Here is an 18,321-nt window from a genome sequence, read left to right as displayed (position 1 = left end):
ACACGACTCCTAAACGGTCCGCTGGACCTGCATCACCCGGCGCCGCAGCCAAAAGCGCCTGCCGCCGCCCACGTACAGCTTGCTGCGTTCCAGTTCCCACTTGCCGTATTCGGAGTGTTCCACCAGGCGGCGGCGTGCCTCCGGCAGGGAATCATCAGGGCTGACGGTCAGCACGAGGTACTCGTACTGCCGCAAATAATCCCGTTCCCGCTGGACCGAGCTGGTGAGAAATTGTTCCTTCATTTGCTCTCCATTTTCGTCCTTTTCCGGCTAACGTGAAGTCATGAGCATCGATCCGCGTGTCGCGCTTTCGTCCCTGACCACCGCTTTGGAAGAACACCTTATAGCAGCATCGAACCGCCGCGGGGACGGTGACCCCTCCGTTGAGGCAGCTTTTTTCGCAGTGGCCGATGCCTTCGAAGTTTACGAGGACGCGCTGTACGAGGCCTACAACGAGGTCACCCCGTTGCAGGTCTTTGACGACGAGGATGAAGAGGACGAGGAAGCCGACGTGGACGAGGACGAGGACCTGGAAATCGTCGAGGAATAGCCGCGCCGGGGCAGGACATCAGAAAGCGGCGGAGACATCCTCCAAAGCCCGCGCAATCTGCGGTGGCAGCGGTGCGGGCTGGACGGCCAGGAGTTCCTTCAACTGCACCGGCGTGCGGGCGCCGACAATGGCGGTGGCAACTCCCTGCTGTGACAGCAGCCATGACAGTGAGACGTCCTGGGGAGTCCGGCCCAGGCCGTTGGCCGCCATGCATACCGCATCCACGATGCGCGACGGCTTCTCCTCCAGGTAAGGCTCCACGTAGGCCGATTCGCTGGCCGACGCCCCGCGTGACCCGGCGGGGATGCCGCCGCGATACTTCCCGGTGAGGACGCCGCGGCCCAGCGGAGCCCACGCCATCAGCCCAAGCCCGGCATCCTCGGCGGCGGGGATCAGTTCCGCCTCCGCCGTCCGCTGAAGGAATGAATATTCCGCCTGGACGGCAACCAGGGGCACACTGCTGGTGGCTGCGGCCTTCGCAGCCTGCCAGCCCCTGAAGTTCGAAATTCCGGCGTACCGCGCCCGGCCGGTGCGTACCGCAAATTCCAGCGCAGCCAGCGTTTCATCGAGGGGAACGTTGCCGTCCCAGGCCTCAGCAAACCAGAGGTCCACATATTCCGTGCCCAACCTGGCCAGGCTCGCATCAAGTCCGGTGAGCATCGCATTGCGTGACGTGTCCACCGCGCGGCGCCCGTCCGGCGTCGTCATCCCTGCCTTGGTGGAGATGGAAATTTCGGTGCGGGACACCACATCACCCAGGAGTGAGCCAAGGATGGCCTCCGAGCCCCCGCCCGCATACGACGCCGATGTGTCCACGTGCCGCCCGCCCGCATCAAGGAAGGTACGCAGCAACTCGGACGCGTCCTGTTCGTCAGTTTCCCCACCCCAGGACCGGGTGCCCAGGGAGAGGGCGGAAACTCGCAATCCACTGTTGCCGACGTAACGCTGCTGCATAGCAGCAAGCTTACGGGCAGATGCACCACCGCCATGCCGTAGGGTCTTAGCGTGAACTGGTTTGAAGCGGCCCTGCTGGGCCTTGTGCAGGGACTGACCGAATTTCTACCTATTTCATCGAGCGCACACCTGCGGATCGTGGGGGAGTTCCTTCCCAACGCGGAGGACCCGGGGGCGGCCTTTACGGCCATCACCCAGCTCGGCACGGAGACCGCCGTGCTGATCTTCTTCTGGCGCGACATCGTCCGGATCGTCAAAGCCTGGGCCGGGTCCCTCACCGGCAAGGTGCCGCGGCAGGATCCCGACGTCCGCATGGGCTGGCTGGTGATCCTGGGCAGCCTGCCCATCATCGTGCTGGGCCTGCTCTTCCAGGACCAGATCGAATCGGTACTGCGCAGCATGTGGATCGTGGCCACCATGCTGATCGTCTTCGGGCTCTTCCTCGCCGTGGCCGACGCCGTGGGGGCCCAGAAACGAGACCTGGCGCACCTGACCTACAAGCACGGCATCCTCTATGGGCTGGCCCAGGCCCTGGCACTGATTCCCGGCGTCTCCCGCTCCGGAGGCACCATTACCGCGGGCCTGCTGATGGGCTACACGCGCGAAGCCGCCGCACGGTACTCCTTCCTGCTCGCCATCCCCGCGGTCTTCGGCAGCGGGTTGTACCAGCTCTACAAGGTGGTGACCAAGGAAGGCATCTCCGGCCCGTTCGGCCTGCCGGAAACTGCCCTTGCCACCGTGATCGCCCTGGTGGTGGGCTATGTCATCATCGGCTGGTTCCTGAAGTTCGTATCCACGCGCAGCTACCGGCTCTTTGTCTGGTACCGGATCTTCCTGGGACTGGCCCTGTACCTCCTGCTCGGTTTCGGCGTCATCAGCGCCTAGGACTAGGCTTGGCTTGTGAAATCCTGGACTTCCCGCCCCGTTCCTGCCCTGCCCGGAAACATGCCCGCCATCCGGCTGTTCGATACCGCGGCAGGCCGCGAAGTGGCGCTGGAACCGGAAGCACGGCCGTCCATGTACGTCTGCGGCATCACTCCCTACGACGCAACCCACATGGGCCACGCCGCCAGTTATGTGGCCTTTGACCTGCTGAACCGCGCGTGGCGGGACGCCGGCAGCGAGGTCTCCTACGTGCAGAACGTCACGGACGTGGATGATCCCCTGCTGGAACGCGCCACTGCCACCGGAGTCGACTGGCAGGACCTCGCGGCGGAGCAGGTTGAACTTTTCCAGACGGACATGGAGGCGCTGAATGTCCTGGCGCCGGACCATTACGTTGGCGCCGTGGAGTCGATTGGCCTCATCGTCCCCGAGGTGGAGCGGCTGGTCAGCCTGGGACTGGCCTACCAGGTTCCCGGCAGCAACGGGGAACCCGACGGGGATGTCTATTACGACGTCGAAGCGGCCGGCAAGCAGTCAACGGCACCTGATGCCTGGTCCCTGGGATGCATCTCCCACCTCGGCGAAAGCACCATGCTGGAGCTTTTTGCCGAACGCGGCGGAGACCCGGGCCGCGCCGGGAAGCGGCAGGCCCTTGATCCGCTGCTGTGGCGGGTGGAACGGCCCGGCGAGCCAAGCTGGCCCGGTGGAAGCCTGGGCGCGGGCAGGCCCGGCTGGCACATCGAATGTACAGTGATCGCCCAAAAATACCTGCCCTCGCCCTTCACGGTGCAGGGAGGCGGTTCGGACCTCATCTTCCCGCACCATGAGATGGGTGCCGGCCATGCATACTCGTTGGCCGGGGTACCGCTTGCCCGGCACTACGCACACGCCGGCATGGTGGGGCTCGACGGGGAGAAGATGAGCAAGTCCAAGGGCAACCTGGTGCTGGTCTCCAGGCTTCGCGCCGCCGGTGAAGACCCGGCAGCAATCCGCCTTGCCATCCTGGCCCACCACTACCGTTCCGACTGGTCCTGGACGGGTGAAGGCTTCACCGCTGCCAAGGCAGACCTTGCAGCGTGGCGGAAGGCCCTCGACCACGCCCCGGAAGGTTCGGGCCGCGAACTGCTGGCCGACATGCGGGCGGCGCTGGCAGCGGACCTCAACGCGCCCGCCGCAGTCGCCGCAGTCTCGCGCTGGGCACGTTCAGCGAACGACGGCGGTGCTGCCGCCAGCCCCGCCGACAGCAGCCTGGTCAGGGACGCGGTGGACGCCCTTCTTGGCATCCGGCTCTAGGCTTCGGCTCCACGTCAGCAAACAGACAGGGGCCGGGCACGGGATTCCTCCCGGCCCGGCCCTGTCCCTTTTAATGTCAGGGCCGGTCCTGGCCCCGCCGCTTCAGGTACCGCTCAAATTCGCGGGCAATGGACTCGCCGCTGGCCTCAGGAAGGTCGGCGGTGTCCTTGGCTTCCTCCAGCTGCCGGACGTAGGCAGCAATTTCCGGGTCCTCGGTGGCCAGCTCGTCGACGCCGCGCTCCCAGGCGTCCGCCTCCTCCGCCAGCTCGTGGGTGTCCAGCGGCACCTGCAGCAGTTCCTCGATGCGGTGCAGCAGGGCAAGCTGGGCTTTGGGGGAGGGGGCCTGTGCCACGTAGTGCGGCACCGCGGCCCACAACGATACGGTGGGGAGCCCGGCCAGCAGTGCCACCTCGGACAGGACCCCCACGATCCCCACCGGGCCTTCGTACTGCGAGGCTTCCAGGTTCATGCGTTCCCGCAGCTGGGCGTCATCGGACGACGTGCTGACCGGAATCGGGCGGCTGTGCGGAACATCCGCCAGCAGTGCACCCACCAGCACCACGTAGTCCACTTTCAAAGCCTCTGCATGGACCAGCAACTCCGCGGTGTAAGCGCGCCATTTATAGGACGGCTCGGTTCCCTGCACAAAGATGACGTCCACGTTGGAGTTGGGCGCCGAGGCTTTGTAGATCCTGGTGGAAGGCCATTTGATCTTGCGTTCACCGGCAGAGTTCCTGCGGACCGTGGGGCGCGTGAACTGGAAGTCGTAGTACTCGTCCGCATCAATGGATGCGACTTTCTTGCCACCCCACAACTTGTTCAGGTACCGCAGCGAATCGCTGGCCGCTTCTCCGGCGTCGTTCCACCCTTCAAAGGCGGCAAGCATTACGGTTACGCGCTGTCCGTCAGCCACCGGCTGCAGGAACCGTTCCCGCTCGGGTCCGGCACCTTGTTCGGCGGTGTCTCCCTCGAAGCTATTCATTTCTTCACCCTACGTCCAAGGTGCGCACTCGTGCATGGAATGAAGCGCCGCAAATCGCCGATAACCGGCGCAAAGGGCACCCCGCCTGCGTCATATTCGCCAAGGGCGTAGCCCACAGCCGCCGCCCAGCCACGCCCCGTAGACTGGCGTCATGCGATTTCCTGCCACCGGTTCCCCGCTCAAAGCTGTCCTATGGGACATGGACGGAACCATCGTGGACACCGAGCCATACTGGATTGCCGCGGAGCGTGCCCTGGTGGAGGCCCATGGCGGCACCTGGAGCCACGATCAGGCCATGCAACTGGTGGGCCAGTCACTGACGTTCTCCGCCGGCCTGCTCCAGCAGGCAGGCGTCGAGCTGGAAATCCGCGAGATCATCGACGCCCTGACCGCCCAGGTCATCAGCAGCGTCCAGCAGCAGGTGCCATGGCGCCCAGGCGCCCGGGAACTCCTCGAAGAACTGCACCTGGCAGGCGTGCGCTGCGCCCTGGTCACCATGTCCGAGGGGCCGCTGGCCCGCCAAGTGGTGGCCAGCCTTCCCCGCCCCTACTTTGAAGTCCTGGTCACGGGTGACACCGTGACCCAGGGCAAACCGCACCCCGAGGCCTACCTGACCGCCGTCGAACTGCTCCAGGAAAGCGATCCTGATCTCGGAATCCACCACTGCGTTGCCCTCGAGGATTCCGTACCGGGCGTGGCCGCGGCCGTAGCCTCCGGCGTCGCCACGGTGGCTGTCCCGCACATCGTTCCACTGCCCGACGACGGCAGCTACGCAGTCTGGGACTCCCTGGCCGGCCGCGGCCTGGTGGAGCTTGAAGCCCTGCTCCCCGGGGCGCAGGCAACGGTGCCGGCCGCCACCGCCGCTGGTGACTCCCGTGGCTGATCCAGGCACTCAGCGGGACACCGAACCGGGCATCCCGCCGGGCACCACGGGACGACGCCGTGACGGCATCCCGCTGGGACGCATTGCCGGCGTTCCTGTCGTGCTTGCTTACTCCTGGTTTGTGATCGCGGCCTTCACCGTCATCGCGTACGGGCCCGTGTTGGCGCGGAACAACCCCATGCTGGGCATGAGCGCCTATCTTGTGGCCTTCGCCTACGCCGTCCTGCTCCTGCTCTCGGTGCTGGTCCATGAACTCGCGCACGCCCTCACGGCGAAAATCTACGGATGGCCCACCCAGAAGATCGTCCTCAACCTCTGGGGCGGGCACACCCAGTTCGAGAGCTTCACGTCTTCCCCCGGCCGGTCCGTCCTGGTGGCGTTGGCCGGACCGGCGGCCAATTTTGTCCTCGCCGGCGGAGCCTGGCTGGTCCTGGGCACCAACAGCCTGGGAAGTGTCGCCGAGATCCTGACGAACATCTTCATGTGGGCCAACTTCCTCATCGCCGTCTTCAATGTCCTGCCGGGCTTGCCGCTGGACGGTGGGCGCATTGTCGAATCCATCGTGTGGAAGGCCACCGGGAGCCAGGCGAAAGGAACCGTGGCAGCCGGCTGGGGTGGGCGCATCATCGTCCTGGCGATCGCTTACTGGTTCCTCCTTCGCCCCTACCTCGCCGGCGACCAGCCGGACTTCAGCCTCCTGATGATCACCATCCTGGTGGGCGGCTTCCTGTGGATGGGTGCCTCGGCTTCCATCCAGCAGGGCACGCTGCGGGCACGGCTGCCGCTGGTCAGCGCAGCGGGATTGTCGACGCCGGCCGTTGGGGTGCCTGCCTCGGGCACTGTCCGTGACGCCCTCCGCCTGGCGGCAGAAGGAACGAAGTCCGTGGTGGTGTGCGGACCGGACGGCCGGCCGCAGGGTGTGGTGGACCCCGGCGCATTGGCCTCGGTGCCCGACGCCGCAGCCGATTCGACGCCAGTCACCGCCATTTCGTTTCCCTTGGCTGCGGGAGCCTATGTTCCCGAGTGGTCCAAGGGGCAGGAGCTGATCCAGTTTCTTTCGCAGGTTGAGGGACGGCACTACGCAGTGGTGGACCACAATGGCAAAGTCACCGGGCTGCTCACCCAGGACGTTGTCCTCGCGGCCATCACAGGGAGGCGCCAGCGCACCGATAGGCACCCGCAGGGCCAGAACCGGTAGAGTTACCTGCCGGTCGTGCATTGCCGCCGCCAGGGGCCACAATATCCGTGGGCACTTTGGCCGCGGCACAAAAGGTTTACAGGAGCGAGGAACATCATGAGCAGCGAAACTGCCGTCAACGACGCCACCGGAGCAGCGCAAGCCGGTGCTGCCGCCAGCGGCTCGCAGCCGGTGGGAGCCGCCCGTCGCCGCGGCCCCTTCAGGGAAGGCGAGCGTGTCCAGCTCACCGACGAACGTGGCCGCATGAATACCATCACGCTTGAACGCGGTGGCGCCTTCCATACGCACCGGGGCTTCCTGAACCACGATGAGATCATCGGCAAGGTGGACGGCTCCGTTGTGGTGAACAACGTCGGCCAGCAGTACCAGACCCTGCGCCCGCTGCTGTCCGACTTCGTGCTGTCCATGCCGCGCGGCGCCGCCGTGGTCTATCCCAAGGACGCCGGCCAGATCGTGACCATGGCGGATATCTTCCCCGGGGCCCGCGTGGTGGAGGCCGGCGTCGGCTCCGGTGCCTTGTCCATCTCCCTGCTCCGCGCCGTGGGGGACAACGGCTACCTGCACTCCTTCGAGCGGCGTGAAGAGTTTGCGGACATCGCCCGGGGAAACGTGGAGACCATCTTCGGCGGCCCGCATCCTGCATGGCAGATCTCGCTCGGCGACTTCCAGGAGGAAGTGGTCAAGGCTGAAGAGCCCGGCTCCGTGGACCGCGTGGTCCTGGACATGCTGGCGCCCTGGGAATGCCTCGACGCCGTCGCCACCGTGCTTGCGCCCGGCGGCGTCTGGATCAACTACGTAGCCACGGTCACCCAGCTCTCCCGTACGGCCGAGGCGATCCGCGCCGACGGCCGCTTCACTGAACCTGACGCCTGGGAATCGCTGGTCCGCGGCTGGCACCTTGAGGGTCTCGCGGTCCGGCCGGACCACCGGATGGTGGCCCACACCGGGTTCCTGCTGGTCACCCGCCGGCTCGCCGACGGTGTGACGGGCATCTCGGTCAAGCGGCGGCCGTCCAAGACCGAATTCAACGAAGAGGATGTCAATGCCTGGACTCCCGGTGCTGTTGGGGAGCGGGCGGTGTCAGACAAGAAGCTGCGGCGGGCAGCCCGGGACGCCATCGCCGGAACGAATGTGGTGGACACGCCCGAGGTTACGAACTAGTCCACATTTCGGGAGTCTCCATCCCTACCCGGCATCTTGGGACTAATGTCTTAAGAGAAGCGCAGGAAGGGGCTGATACATCATGGAGACACCAAACCAGGACTCCGGACGTACACCGGCAGAGCAGTCTGCCGCCAACGACCTCTCGGTTGCTGACCGCCAGGTCAACATACTTCGGGACAAGCTCAGGCACATCGACCGCCAGTTGGCAGCGGCAACGCAGAACAACACCAAGCTGGTCAGCATGCTTGAGACGGCCAAGGCGGAGATCCTCCGGCTGAAAAACGCCCTTGACCAGGAAGGACAGCCGCCGTACAGCTTCGGCACCATCCTCCAGATCAACCCAAAGCGGCAGCCTTCCCCCGGCAACAGCGGACAGGCCGCCACGGAGGAATCGGTGGACATCTTCAACGCCGGCCGGAAGATGCGGGTGGGCATCAGCCCCCTGGTAAACATCAACCAGCTGGCGGTAGGCCAGGAGGTGCTGCTCAACGAAGCCCTCCTGATCGTTGCAGGGCTCGGCTATGAGCGCGCCGGCGAGCTGGCCACCCTGAAGGAGATGCTGGGACGGGACCGGGCCCTGGTGGTGGGCCGGGCCGATGAAGAACGCGTGGTCCGGCTCTCCGGCGCGCTGCAGGCCGAGAAGCTCAGGGTGGGCGACGCCCTCTCCGTGGATTCGCGGACCGGCTACGCACTCGAGAAGGTGCCGCGCTCCGAGGTGGAGAACCTGGTCCTGGAAGAAGTTCCGGACATCACCTACGAGGACATCGGCGGCCTTGGCCCCCAGATCGAGCAGATCAGGGACGCGGTGGAACTGCCATTCCTGCACCCCGACCTCTACCGGGAGCACGGCCTGAAGGCGCCCAAGGGCATCCTGCTGTACGGGCCTCCGGGCTGCGGCAAGACCCTCATCGCCAAGGCTGTCGCCAACTCCCTCGCTGCCCGCGCCGCCGAGCGGTCCGGGAACGTGGACCTGAAGAGCTACTTCCTGAACATCAAGGGCCCTGAACTCCTCGACAAGTACGTGGGCGAAACGGAGCGGCACATCCGGCTGATCTTCTCCCGCGCCCGGGAAAAGGCATCGGACGGCAGCCCCGTAGTGGTCTTCTTCGACGAAATGGATTCCTTGTTCCGCACCCGTGGCACCGGAATCTCGTCCGACGTCGAAACCACCATCGTGCCCCAGCTCCTCAGCGAGATCGACGGCGTGGAACGCCTCGACAACGTCATCGTCATCGGCGCATCCAACCGTGAGGACATGATCGACCCCGCCATCCTCCGGCCCGGCCGGCTGGACGTCAAAGTCAAGATCCAGCGTCCCGATGCCGAAGCCGCCGCGGACATCTTCAACAAATACATCACGCCGGACCTGCCGTTCCACGAATCGGACCTCGCAGAGCACAACGGCGACGTCCAGGCCACGGTTGACGCCATGGTCCAGCGCACGGTCGAAGCCATGTACTCCACTGACAAGTCCAACGAGTTCCTGGAGGTCACCTATGCCAACGGTGACACCGAGATGCTCTACTTCAAGGATTTCAACTCGGGCGCCGTGGTGCAGAACGTGGTGGACCGGGCCAAGAAGTACGCCATCAAGGACCTGCTGACCACGCACCAGAAGGGCCTCCGGATCGAGCACCTGCTGCGCGCTGTGGTGGACGAGTTCCGCGAACACGAGGACATGCCCAACACCACCAACCCCGACGACTGGGCACGCATCTCCGGCAAGAAGGGCGAACGGATCACCTACATCCGCACCATCGTCCAGGGCAAGGCCGGCCAGGAGCCGGGCAAGTCCATCGAGACGATGCCGACCACGGGACAGTATCTATGACGGGTGCAAAGGGACCCGCTGCCGGGGAAGCGCTCCCCGTCGGCGGGGCCATGCGGGTCATGGGGGCGGAAACCGAATACGGCATCCACGCCCCCTCCGCACCCTCGGCCAACGCCACCATGATGAGCGCGCGGGTGGTGCAGGCCTATGCCCAGGTCACCAGGCAGCGGGCGGCCGGCGGGGCCGAGACCCGCTGGGACTATACCGACGAAGAGCCGCTGCACGATGCCCGGGGTTGGACCGTGGACCGGGGAGCTGCACACCCCACCCAGCTGACCGACCAGCCACCGGTGCTTGACGCGGAGGCGGTGGCCCTGGCCTACGGGCGCGAGGAACTCGAACTGGACGGCCAGGACGAGTCGGGGACGCTGCTCATGAACATGGTCCTGGGCAATGGCGCCCGGCTGTACGTTGACCACGCCCATCCGGAGTATTCAAGCCCCGAGGTCACCAACCCACGGGACGCTGTGGCCTGGGACGCTGCCGGCGACCTTGTGGGGCTGGCGGCCGTGCGCCGGCTGGCGGCGGACCCGGCGCTCCCGCCGGTCAACCTTTACAAGAACAACACGGACAACAAGTCCGTGTCCTACGGTTCGCACGAGAACTACCTCATGCCCCGTTCCGTCCCTTTTGGCGACATTGTCCGCGGGCTCACGCCATTCTTCATCAGCCGGCAGGTGGTCTGCGGGGCCGGGCGGCTCGGGATAGGACAGGACAGTTCAACCCCGGGCTTCCAGGTCAGCCAGCGGGCCGACTTCTTCGAAGCCGAGGTCGGCCTGGAAACCACCATCCGCCGGCCCATCATCAACACCCGCGACGAGCCCCATTCCACCGCCGACAAGTACCGGCGCCTGCACGTCATCATCGGTGACGCCAATCTCAGCCAGGTGTCCAACTACCTGAAGTTCGGCACCACGGCCATGGTCCTGAGCCTCATTGAGGCAGGGCTCGCCCCCAAAATCGAAGTCTACGAGCCGGTGGCAGCGCTCAAAACGGTGAGTCACGATACCTCGCTGACAGCAAAGCTGCGCCTGTTGGACGGACGGCGGGTCACGGCGCTGGACCTTCAGTGGATGTACCACGAAGCCGCAGCCAAACTCGCCCAGGACACCGGCGTCGGTGACGCCGTGGACGGTGACGGGCACACACACGAGGTCCTGGAACGGTGGGCTGCCGTTCTCACCCAACTGGACAGTGACAGGGCCGCGGCTGCCAGTTCCGTGGAGTGGCTGGCGAAACTTACCCTGCTTGATGGGTACCGCCAGCGTGATGGACTGGAGTGGAGCGATGCCCGGCTTGGCCTGGTGGATCTCCAGTGGTCCGATATCAGGCCGGAGAAAGGCCTCTACTACCGCCTGTTGTCCAGGAACCGGATGCAGCGCGTGGTGGACGATGCTGCCATCTCCGCCGCCGTGGCCGAGCCCCCCGCCGACACCCGGGCCTTCTTCCGCGGAAAGTGCATCAGCAGCTTCGGCAAGGATGTGGTGGGGGCAAGCTGGGACTCGGTCATCTTCGACGTGCCCGGTTACGGACGGCTTCAGCGGGTGCCTACCAGGGAACCACTGAGGGGAACCAAAGCCCTGACCGGAGCGTTGTTTGAGCGCTACCGGGAAGCGGGACCGTTCCTCGGCGAACTGCTGGGACACAACAGTACTCCGCCTGCGGCGTAAACCGCGCCGGAACGCCCGTCCCGTGGCAGGATGGGCATATCGGAGGATCCGCCGGATCCACCGGAGGAAAAAGGAGGGAATCCAATGGCAGGCCAGGAGCAGCAGCAGCCGCAGTCACGCGACAGCCAGGTCGAAGACGACATCCCCGAGGCACCCCCGGCACCGCCCGAGGCGCAGGCTTCGGCGTCGACCGAAGGCGTGGACGACCTGCTCGACGAAATCGACGGCGTCCTGGAATCCAACGCCGAAGAGTTCGTCCGGGCATTCGTGCAAAAGGGCGGCCAGTAACCCGGACCCGGAAGGTGGCGGAAGCCGCGGACGGCCGGAATCTGTACCGACGTTGAAGTACCACGTTCAAGGAGTGATGAGTGCAGGAATCAACCGCCAACCAGGTAGCCGCCAACGCCACCTCGTCCTTTACGGAGCACCTGCAACGGGACCGGCCCGAGCTACTGCCCTTTAGCCGGTCCCTCCAGGGCGGCGTGTCCGGGGCTGCGCCGTTGCAGGTTCCGCACGCCACCACGATCGTGGCCATGAGTTACGGCGGCGGTGTCCTGATGGCGGGCGACCGGCGCGCCACCATGGGAAACATCATTGCCAGCAGGCACATCGAGAAGGTCTTCCCGGCAGACCACTTCTCTGTCCTTGGCATAGCCGGCACAGCCGGAATAGCGATTGACCTGACGCGGCTCTTCCAGGTTGAACTTGAGCACTACGAAAAGATTGAAGGAACCCAGCTCAGCCTCGAAGGCAAGGCGAACCGGTTGGGGGCCATGATCCGGGGCAACCTTCCCATGGCCCTGCAGGGCCTTGCCGTGGTGCCCCTGTTTGCAGGGTTCGACACCAGCGCCGGTGTCGGACGGCTGTTTTCCTATGACGTCACCGGGGGCAGGTACGAGGAACACGAACACCATACCGTGGGTTCCGGTTCCGTCTTCGCCCGCGGAGCCCTGAAGAAACTCTGGCGGCCCAACCTCACCCCGGCTGAGGCGCTGTCCGTCGCCGTGGAGTCCCTGTACGACGCCGCCGACGACGATTCCGCCACGGGCGGCCCGGATACCGTCCGGCAGTTGTGGCCCGTGGTTTATACAGTGGACAGGACGGGAGCCCGCCGGGTGCCCGAGGCCGAACTCGCGGCTGCTTCGCGCAGCGTGATCGAAGCGCGCACCATCGCCGGACGGGAGGCCTGAGATGACCCAGCAGTTTTATGTCTCGCCCGAACAGCTGATGAAGGACCGCGCGGATTTCGCGCGGAAGGGCATCGCCCGCGGCCGGTCGGTGGTTGTCATCAGCTGCGCCGACGGCATCGCACTCGTCGCCGAGAACCCATCGCCGTCCCTGCACAAGATCGGCGAAATCTACGACAAGATCGCGTTCGCCGCCGTGGGCAAGTACAACGAATTCGAAAGCCTGCGCCAGGCCGGCGTCCGCTATGCCGACGTCCGCGGGTACTCGTATGACCGCGAGGACGTCACCGCCCGCGGCCTGGCGAGCGTATACGCCCAAAGCCTGGGTGCCGTCTTCACCGCAGAGCAAAAGCCGTTTGAAGTGGAACTGGCAGTAGCCGAAGTGGGCTCCACGCAGGCCGAAGACCACCTGTACCGGCTGACCTTCGACGGTTCCATCGCCGATGAGCACAGCTTTGTGGTCATGGGCGGCCAGGCAGACAAGGTGTCGTCAACCATCGAGGCAGGATGGCAGGCGTCCCTGGGCTTCGCCGACGCTGTCCGGCTGGCTTTGAAGGGTCTCACGCCTGCCCAGGAGGGTGACCAGCCGGCAGCACCTCTGCCGCCCGGCGCCCTCGAGGTGGCAGTTCTGGACAGGCTTTCCGAAAGCTCCCGCGGCTCCCGGCGTGCTTTCCGCAGGCTGAACGACGCGGACATCACAGCACTGCTGGCCTAGGAGGACGACATGGACAAGAGAATCTTCGGCATCGAAACCGAGTTCGGGATCTCTTACTCGAGCCCCGACTCGAGGCCGCTGGCCCCGGAAGAGGTGGCCCGGTACCTCTTCCGAAAGGTGGTCAGCTGGGGGCGCTCGTCCAACGTGTTCCTCACCAACGGTTCGCGGCTGTACCTCGACGTAGGATCCCACCCGGAATACGCCACCGCCGAATGCGACGACCTCGCCCAGCTGATCGCCCATGACCGTGCGGGTGAGCTCATCCTGGATGACCTGGTTGATGAGGCCCAGGCCCGGCTGGCGGCCGAGGGCTTCAACGGCACCGTATACCTTTTCAAGAACAACACCGACTCCGCGGGCAACTCGTACGGCAGCCACGAGAACTACCTCATTCCCCGCCGTGGGGAATTCTCCCGCCTGGCCGAAATCCTGATCCCGTTCCTGGTCACCCGCCAGCTCATCGCCGGCGCCGGAAAGATCCTGAAGACGCCGCATGGCGCCACCTATGCGTTCTCCCAGCGGGCCGACCACATCTGGGAGGGAGTGTCCTCAGCCACCACACGGTCGCGGCCCATCATCAACACCCGTGACGAGCCGCACGCGGACGCGGAGTTTTATCGGCGGCTGCACGTCATTGTGGGCGACTCGAACATGTCAGAGGCGACCGCCCTGATGAAAGTCGGAACCGTTGACCTGGTCCTTCGGATGATCGAAGCGGGCGTGATCATGCGCGACATGCGGATGGAAAACCCCATCCGCAGCATCCGCGAGATCTCCCACGACCTCAGTGGCCGGGCATTGGTCCGCCTGGCCAATGGACGCCAGCTCACCGCCCTTGAAATCCAGCAGGAATACCTCACCAAGGTGACGGCCTTCGTCAATGAACACGGCGCCCACAACCCGCATGTACCGCTGATCCTGGATCTGTGGGAGCGGACGCTGCATGCCATTGAATCCGGTGACACCAAGGGCATTGACACCGAAATCGACTGGGCCATCAAGAAGAAGCTGATGGATAACTACCGCGAACGCCACGGCCTTGGCCTGGACGCGCCCCGCATTGCCCAGCTTGATCTGACGTACCACGACATTTCCCGCAGCCGGGGACTTTACTACCTGCTGCAATCCCGTGGAGCGGTCCGCCGCATCGTGGACGACACTGTCATCAAGGGGGCGGTGGACGCGCCGCCGCAAACCACCAGGGCCAAGCTGCGCGGCGACTTTGTCCGCCGCGCGCAGGAGTTGGGACGCGACTACACGGTGGACTGGGTGCACCTGAAACTGAACGACCGCGCCCACCAGACGATCTTGTGCAAGGATCCGTTCCGCAGCGTCGATGAGCGCGTCGATGCGCTTCTGGACTCTATGGGCTGACGTCCAGCTTCAGGGTCTATTCTGGATAAGGTCCTTTTAACGGGACCTCTTCACGGCATGCTCCGCCGCCATGCGGAGTGTCGTATCCACCCTGCCCCGACGAAAGTTTTCCTACGTGCGCCGACTACTAGCAATCCTCCTTCCCGGCCTGCTGCTCCTGACCGCCTGCGGAGGCACCGCCTCCCAGCCAGAGCCCAGCAGCCAGTCCGCCGGGGAGACTGCAAAGTTCGACTCCCTCAAGCTGACCGACAACGGGGACAAGAAGGCCCCTGGCGTGGACTTTGACAAGCCACTGGCCGTGACCCAGCCAACCATCAAAGTGGTTTCCGAGGGCAAGGGCGACGCCGTAAAGGCCAACCAGGTTGCCAAGATTTCCATCCTCGCCCTGAACGGCACGGACGGCTCCCAGCTCGAGGATACGTTCCCCAACGAGCCGGAAAGCCTGGAGCTGAATGACGAGCTCAAGACCAGCAGCGCAGTCATCTACAACGCTTTCGTGGGCGCCAAGGTTGGATCCAGCCTTGCACTGGCCGTTCCCGGCCAGCAGAGCGCGGCATCGGCCAGCCCCAGCCCTTCCGACGGCGCCAGCCCCAGCCCGAGTCCGGAAGCCGGGCCCACCCAGCTGCTGATCATCAAGGTGCTCTCCGCATCCGATCCCACCCCGGTCCTGGACAAGCCCCAGGGCGAAACCGTGACGCCGCCGGCCGGGCTGCCTACCGTTACTGAAAAAGACGGCGTCCCCGAAATCAACGTTGCCGGTGCGGCTGCCCCCACATCCCTCGTGTCCCAGGACCTGATCAAGGGCTCCGGCGCCACCGTCAAGGAGTCCGACACGCTGACCGTGAATTACGTCGGCGTCAACCTGGCAGACGGCACCAAGTTCGATTCCAGCTTCGACCGCGGCCAGCCGGCCACCTTCCCGCTGACCGGGGTCATCAAGGGCTGGACCCAGGGCCTCGCCGGCAAGACCGTTGGGTCCCGCGTCCTGCTGGTCATCCCCAAGGACCTGGCCTACGGCGACGCCGGCCAGGGGCAGGCAAAGGGCGACCTGGTCTTCGTAGTGGACATCCTCGGGGTCAAGTAGCAAGACTTACATGGACGCCGCGTCCCTCGCGGCACCCCATCAGCATTTACGCATAGGAGCAAGCATGTCTTTTGGACAGCGGGAATTTGACCGCCAGAAGCCCGAAATCGATTTTCCGAAGGGCGACGTCCCCACGGAACTCGTCATCACAGACCTGATCGAGGGTGACGGCCGGGAAGCCAAGGCAGGGGACACCGTCTCCACCCACTACGTCGGCGTTGCCTGGTCCACAGGCGAGGAATTCGACGCCTCCTGGGGCCGCGGTGCACCCCTGGACTTCCGCGTCGGCGTCGGCCAGGTCATCCAGGGCTGGGACCAGGGCCTGCTGGGCATGAAGGTCGGTGGCCGCCGCCGCCTGGAGATCCCCTCCGAGCTGGCCTATGGCTCGCGCGGTGCCGGTGGCGCGATTGCTCCCAACGAGGCACTGATCTTCGTCGTGGACCTCGTGGCCGTGCGCTGACCCAGGCGCCAACACAGCCGGGAGCGCGCCAGTACTGGAGGAAGTTCCTCCGGTACTGCCGCGCTTTCTGCTTTCATCGGGGGAGTTTAGTAACGTAACGAGCGTGTCCCTATCCCGCACCGAACGACTCCTCAACCTGCTGATTGCGCTGCTCAACACCCGCTACGGGCTGCACCGCAGCGAACTGCGCGAAAAGGTCTACCACGACACCTCCGGCAATGACGTTGCGTTCGGACGGATGTTCGAGCGGGACAAGAATGACCTGCGGGCAATGGGCTTCGACGTGGAGACACTGACGGACATGGGCTGGAGCGAGGACGACCCCGCCACCACCAGGTACCGGATCGGCAAGGAGTCCAACCGGCTCCCGGACGTCCAGCTGGGGCCCGACGAGTGGACCGTCCTGCTGCTGGCCTCCCAATTATGGGAGCGCGCGGCACTGGGCACCGCCGCCCAAAGCGCGCTCCGCAAACTCCAGGCCGCCGGCAGGATGGCGGACGTGGAACTGCCGGCCGGGGTCCAGCCCCGGATCAAACCCGCCGGCCAGGCCTTTGATGACATCGTGGCCGCCATGCACGCCCGGCATCCGGTCACTTTCACGTATCTCGCCGGCACCACCGGCAAAGAGGAGGAACGCACCGTCGAGCCCTGGGGCCTGGGCAGCCGCTTCGGCCAGTGGTACCTCATGGGCTACGACCGGACACGCGAGGCGCCCCGGCATTTCCGCCTGTCGCGCTTCACCAGTGCCGTGACCACATTGGCGAAGGAGCAGTACACGCCGCCGGTGGACTTCAGTATCCGCGCAGAGCTGGACCTGTTGCCGGAACTGCCGCTGCGCACCGCCGTCGTGGACGTCAAGGAGGGGCACCTGCTGGCCCTCCGCCGTCGTGCTGTTCAAGCCACCCAGGACCAGGCCACAGGCCGGCCAGGTGCGGGCTGCGACAGGCTCTTCATCGAGTACCGGGACCCGGAGGTGCTTGCCGAAGAGCTGGCCTCCTACGGACCCGATGCCCTGGCAGTGGAACCGGCTGAACTTGCTGCCGCCGTGAGGCGCAGGCTCCAGGCGGCCGCCGCGTTCAGCGACGCACCTGTCCCCGACTTCACGTTCGCCGATGCCCGTGCCCGGACCGCCCGGAAGGGAACGTCTGAGGACCAGCTCAAGCGCATGCTGCAGTTGGTCCCCTTCCTGGTCCACAACCAGGGGCTGCACATCCAGGACGTCGCAAAGCACTTCGGCGTCACCCGTGAAGAGCTCGAGGCAGACCTCCGGATCCTCATCTGCTCCGGGCTGCCGGAGGGTTATCCGGACGACCTGCTCGATATCCAATGGGAAGACGACCACGTCTTCATTACCCAGGACCTTGACCTGAAGAAACCTGTCCGGTTTACCGTGGCGGAGGCATGCGCTTTGCTGACAGGTCTTGAAACGCTCAACGGCCTGCCGGACCTTCCCGGCGGCGGCGCGCTGGAGTCGGTTACCTTGAAGCTCCTGGCGGCCGCAGGCGAGGAAGGGCTGCAAGCTGCCTCCATTGCCGGGCCGGAGGTTGCACCTGCCGACGCCGCAACCCATGCCACGGTCCGCCAGGCCATCGAGACCCGCTCCCAGCTCCACCTGACCTACCTTTCACCCCAGCGTGACGCCGTCACCGAGCGCGACGTTGACCCGCTGCGGCTGTATTCCCTGGACAACACCTGGTACTTCGAAGCCTGGTGCCACCTGGTGGACGGGCTGCGGAACTTCCGCCTGGACCGGGTACAGGACGTTCACCCCAACGGAGCACCCGCCGCCCCGCACGGGATACCGGAGGGCGGGGTCCCGGCCAAGCTTTTCACCGCGAACGACGACGACACCACCGTCACCGTCCAGCTCACCCGGCAGGGGAGGGGGCTGGCGGAGGACTACTACGCGGAGCGTACCGCGGAGTTGCCCGACGGCGGCCTGGTGGCAGAGATCCGGTTCGGCAACACGGCGTGGCTGCCGATGTTCGTGGCCCAGCATGGCGGTTCAGCCCGGATTCTGGCCCCTGCGGAGCTGGCTTCCGCCGCGCGGGACTGGCTTGCGGCCTCGCTGGCCAGCTACGACCGATAGAC

Annotated in this window: 18 protein-coding genes; 15 read left to right on the top strand and 3 right to left on the bottom strand. The window is 65.5% G+C overall.

Annotated features, from left to right (window positions below; translation table 11 throughout):
* Positions 1-9 precede the first annotated feature (9 nt).
* Complete coding sequence (locus ACV095_RS10070) at positions 10-243, bottom strand: DUF5703 family protein (protein ID WP_018771130.1); 234 nt, start codon at positions 241-243, stop codon at positions 10-12.
* 40 nt (positions 244-283) lie between these two features.
* On the opposite strand from ACV095_RS10070, the gene ACV095_RS10065 reads away from it, so the two are divergent.
* A complete protein-coding gene (locus ACV095_RS10065) occupies positions 284-550 on the top strand; it encodes a hypothetical protein (RefSeq protein ID WP_018771129.1) in 267 nt (88 codons plus the stop codon).
* An 18-nt stretch (positions 551-568) separates the two neighbouring features.
* On the opposite strand, the gene ACV095_RS10060 is transcribed toward ACV095_RS10065, so the two are convergent.
* Entirely contained in the window at positions 569-1,504 is a 936-nt protein-coding gene (locus ACV095_RS10060) for an aldo/keto reductase (protein WP_478223368.1), read from the bottom strand.
* Positions 1,505-1,555: 51 nt separating this feature from the next.
* Between ACV095_RS10060 and ACV095_RS10055 the strand changes: the two genes are divergently transcribed.
* Positions 1,556-2,389: an undecaprenyl-diphosphate phosphatase gene (locus ACV095_RS10055; protein WP_018771127.1), complete on the top strand. Its 834-nt coding sequence runs from the start codon at positions 1,556-1,558 to the stop codon at positions 2,387-2,389.
* 15 nt (positions 2,390-2,404) lie between these two features.
* Positions 2,405-3,682 (top strand): cysteine--1-D-myo-inosityl 2-amino-2-deoxy-alpha-D-glucopyranoside ligase, encoded by a 1,278-nt coding sequence (gene mshC, locus ACV095_RS10050; RefSeq protein WP_478223367.1) that lies wholly within the window; start codon positions 2,405-2,407, stop codon positions 3,680-3,682.
* A gap of 76 nt (positions 3,683-3,758) precedes the next feature.
* Here the strand turns inward: mshC and ACV095_RS10045 are convergent, their stop codons facing one another.
* Positions 3,759-4,664 carry a PAC2 family protein gene (locus ACV095_RS10045; protein ID WP_018771125.1) on the bottom strand — a complete coding sequence of 302 codons (906 nt, stop codon included), beginning with the start codon at positions 4,662-4,664 and terminating at the stop codon, positions 3,759-3,761.
* Between the two features lie 151 nt (positions 4,665-4,815).
* Here ACV095_RS10045 and ACV095_RS10040 point away from each other — a divergent pair, with 151 nt between their 5' ends.
* From ACV095_RS10040 to ACV095_RS09985, 12 genes are all read left to right on the top strand, one after another.
* Positions 4,816-5,547, top strand: coding sequence for an HAD family hydrolase (locus ACV095_RS10040; protein ID WP_478223366.1), 732 nt, complete (start codon positions 4,816-4,818; stop codon positions 5,545-5,547).
* On the top strand, positions 5,540-6,745 hold the full coding sequence (locus ACV095_RS10035; RefSeq protein WP_478223365.1) for a site-2 protease family protein: 1,206 nt from the start codon (positions 5,540-5,542) through the stop codon (positions 6,743-6,745). The genes ACV095_RS10040 and ACV095_RS10035 overlap by 8 nt, the downstream gene beginning before the upstream one ends.
* Positions 6,746-6,841: 96 nt before the next feature.
* Positions 6,842-7,906, top strand: coding sequence for a tRNA (adenine-N1)-methyltransferase (locus tag ACV095_RS10030; RefSeq protein WP_018771122.1), 1,065 nt, complete (start codon positions 6,842-6,844; stop codon positions 7,904-7,906).
* 82 nt (positions 7,907-7,988) lie between these two features.
* The gene (gene arc, locus ACV095_RS10025) at positions 7,989-9,740 is read left to right on the top strand and encodes a proteasome ATPase (protein WP_018771121.1); all 1,752 of its coding nucleotides are present in this window, start codon (positions 7,989-7,991) and stop codon (positions 9,738-9,740) included.
* Complete coding sequence (dop, locus tag ACV095_RS10020; protein ID WP_018771120.1) at positions 9,737-11,410, top strand: depupylase/deamidase Dop; 1,674 nt, start codon at positions 9,737-9,739, stop codon at positions 11,408-11,410. The genes arc and dop overlap by 4 nt, the downstream gene beginning before the upstream one ends.
* An 84-nt stretch (positions 11,411-11,494) precedes the next feature.
* On the top strand, positions 11,495-11,698 hold the full coding sequence (locus tag ACV095_RS10015) for a ubiquitin-like protein Pup (RefSeq protein WP_018761343.1): 204 nt from the start codon (positions 11,495-11,497) through the stop codon (positions 11,696-11,698).
* Positions 11,699-11,778: 80 nt separating this feature from the next.
* A complete protein-coding gene (gene prcB, locus ACV095_RS10010; protein ID WP_018771119.1) occupies positions 11,779-12,600 on the top strand; it encodes a proteasome subunit beta in 822 nt (273 codons plus the stop codon).
* A gap of 1 nt (position 12,601) precedes the next feature.
* Positions 12,602-13,312 carry a proteasome subunit alpha gene (gene prcA / locus ACV095_RS10005; RefSeq protein WP_018771118.1) on the top strand — a complete coding sequence of 237 codons (711 nt, stop codon included), beginning with the start codon at positions 12,602-12,604 and terminating at the stop codon, positions 13,310-13,312.
* Between the two features lie 9 nt (positions 13,313-13,321).
* The gene (pafA, locus tag ACV095_RS10000) at positions 13,322-14,686 is read left to right on the top strand and encodes a Pup--protein ligase (protein ID WP_056390354.1); all 1,365 of its coding nucleotides are present in this window, start codon (positions 13,322-13,324) and stop codon (positions 14,684-14,686) included.
* Positions 14,687-14,801: 115 nt separating this feature from the next.
* Positions 14,802-15,770: an FKBP-type peptidyl-prolyl cis-trans isomerase gene (locus tag ACV095_RS09995; protein ID WP_018771116.1), complete on the top strand. Its 969-nt coding sequence runs from the start codon at positions 14,802-14,804 to the stop codon at positions 15,768-15,770.
* Positions 15,771-15,834: 64 nt separating this feature from the next.
* Entirely contained in the window at positions 15,835-16,230 is a 396-nt protein-coding gene (locus ACV095_RS09990) for an FKBP-type peptidyl-prolyl cis-trans isomerase (protein WP_478223364.1), read from the top strand.
* 103 nt (positions 16,231-16,333) lie between these two features.
* The gene (locus tag ACV095_RS09985; protein ID WP_478223363.1) at positions 16,334-18,319 is read left to right on the top strand and encodes a helix-turn-helix transcriptional regulator; all 1,986 of its coding nucleotides are present in this window, start codon (positions 16,334-16,336) and stop codon (positions 18,317-18,319) included.
* The last annotated feature ends 2 nt before the right edge of the window (positions 18,320-18,321 follow it).

Source organism: Arthrobacter sp. JDC6, assembly GCF_056484025.1.
Note: the sequence above shows the minus strand (reverse complement) of the source record. Positions and strands in the feature narration are given on the sequence as shown.

Excerpts from the sequence above, each read along its gene's own strand:
- ACV095_RS10070 (WP_018771130.1), bottom strand. The coding sequence starts at position 243 with ATGAAGGAACAATTTCTCACCAGCTCGGTCCAGCGGGAACGGGATTAT.
- ACV095_RS10065 (WP_018771129.1), top strand. The coding sequence starts at position 284 with ATGAGCATCGATCCGCGTGTCGCGCTTTCGTCCCTGACCACCGCTTTG.
- ACV095_RS10060 (WP_478223368.1), bottom strand. The coding sequence starts at position 1,504 with ATGCAGCAGCGTTACGTCGGCAACAGTGGATTGCGAGTTTCCGCCCTC.
- ACV095_RS10045 (WP_018771125.1), bottom strand. The coding sequence starts at position 4,664 with ATGAATAGCTTCGAGGGAGACACCGCCGAACAAGGTGCCGGACCCGAG.
- ACV095_RS10040 (WP_478223366.1), top strand. The coding sequence starts at position 4,816 with ATGCGATTTCCTGCCACCGGTTCCCCGCTCAAAGCTGTCCTATGGGAC.
- ACV095_RS10030 (WP_018771122.1), top strand. The coding sequence starts at position 6,842 with ATGAGCAGCGAAACTGCCGTCAACGACGCCACCGGAGCAGCGCAAGCC.
- arc (WP_018771121.1), top strand. The coding sequence starts at position 7,989 with ATGGAGACACCAAACCAGGACTCCGGACGTACACCGGCAGAGCAGTCT.
- dop (WP_018771120.1), top strand. The coding sequence starts at position 9,737 with ATGACGGGTGCAAAGGGACCCGCTGCCGGGGAAGCGCTCCCCGTCGGC.
- ACV095_RS10015 (WP_018761343.1), top strand. The coding sequence starts at position 11,495 with ATGGCAGGCCAGGAGCAGCAGCAGCCGCAGTCACGCGACAGCCAGGTC.
- prcA (WP_018771118.1), top strand. The coding sequence starts at position 12,602 with ATGACCCAGCAGTTTTATGTCTCGCCCGAACAGCTGATGAAGGACCGC.
- pafA (WP_056390354.1), top strand. The coding sequence starts at position 13,322 with ATGGACAAGAGAATCTTCGGCATCGAAACCGAGTTCGGGATCTCTTAC.
- ACV095_RS09990 (WP_478223364.1), top strand. The coding sequence starts at position 15,835 with ATGTCTTTTGGACAGCGGGAATTTGACCGCCAGAAGCCCGAAATCGAT.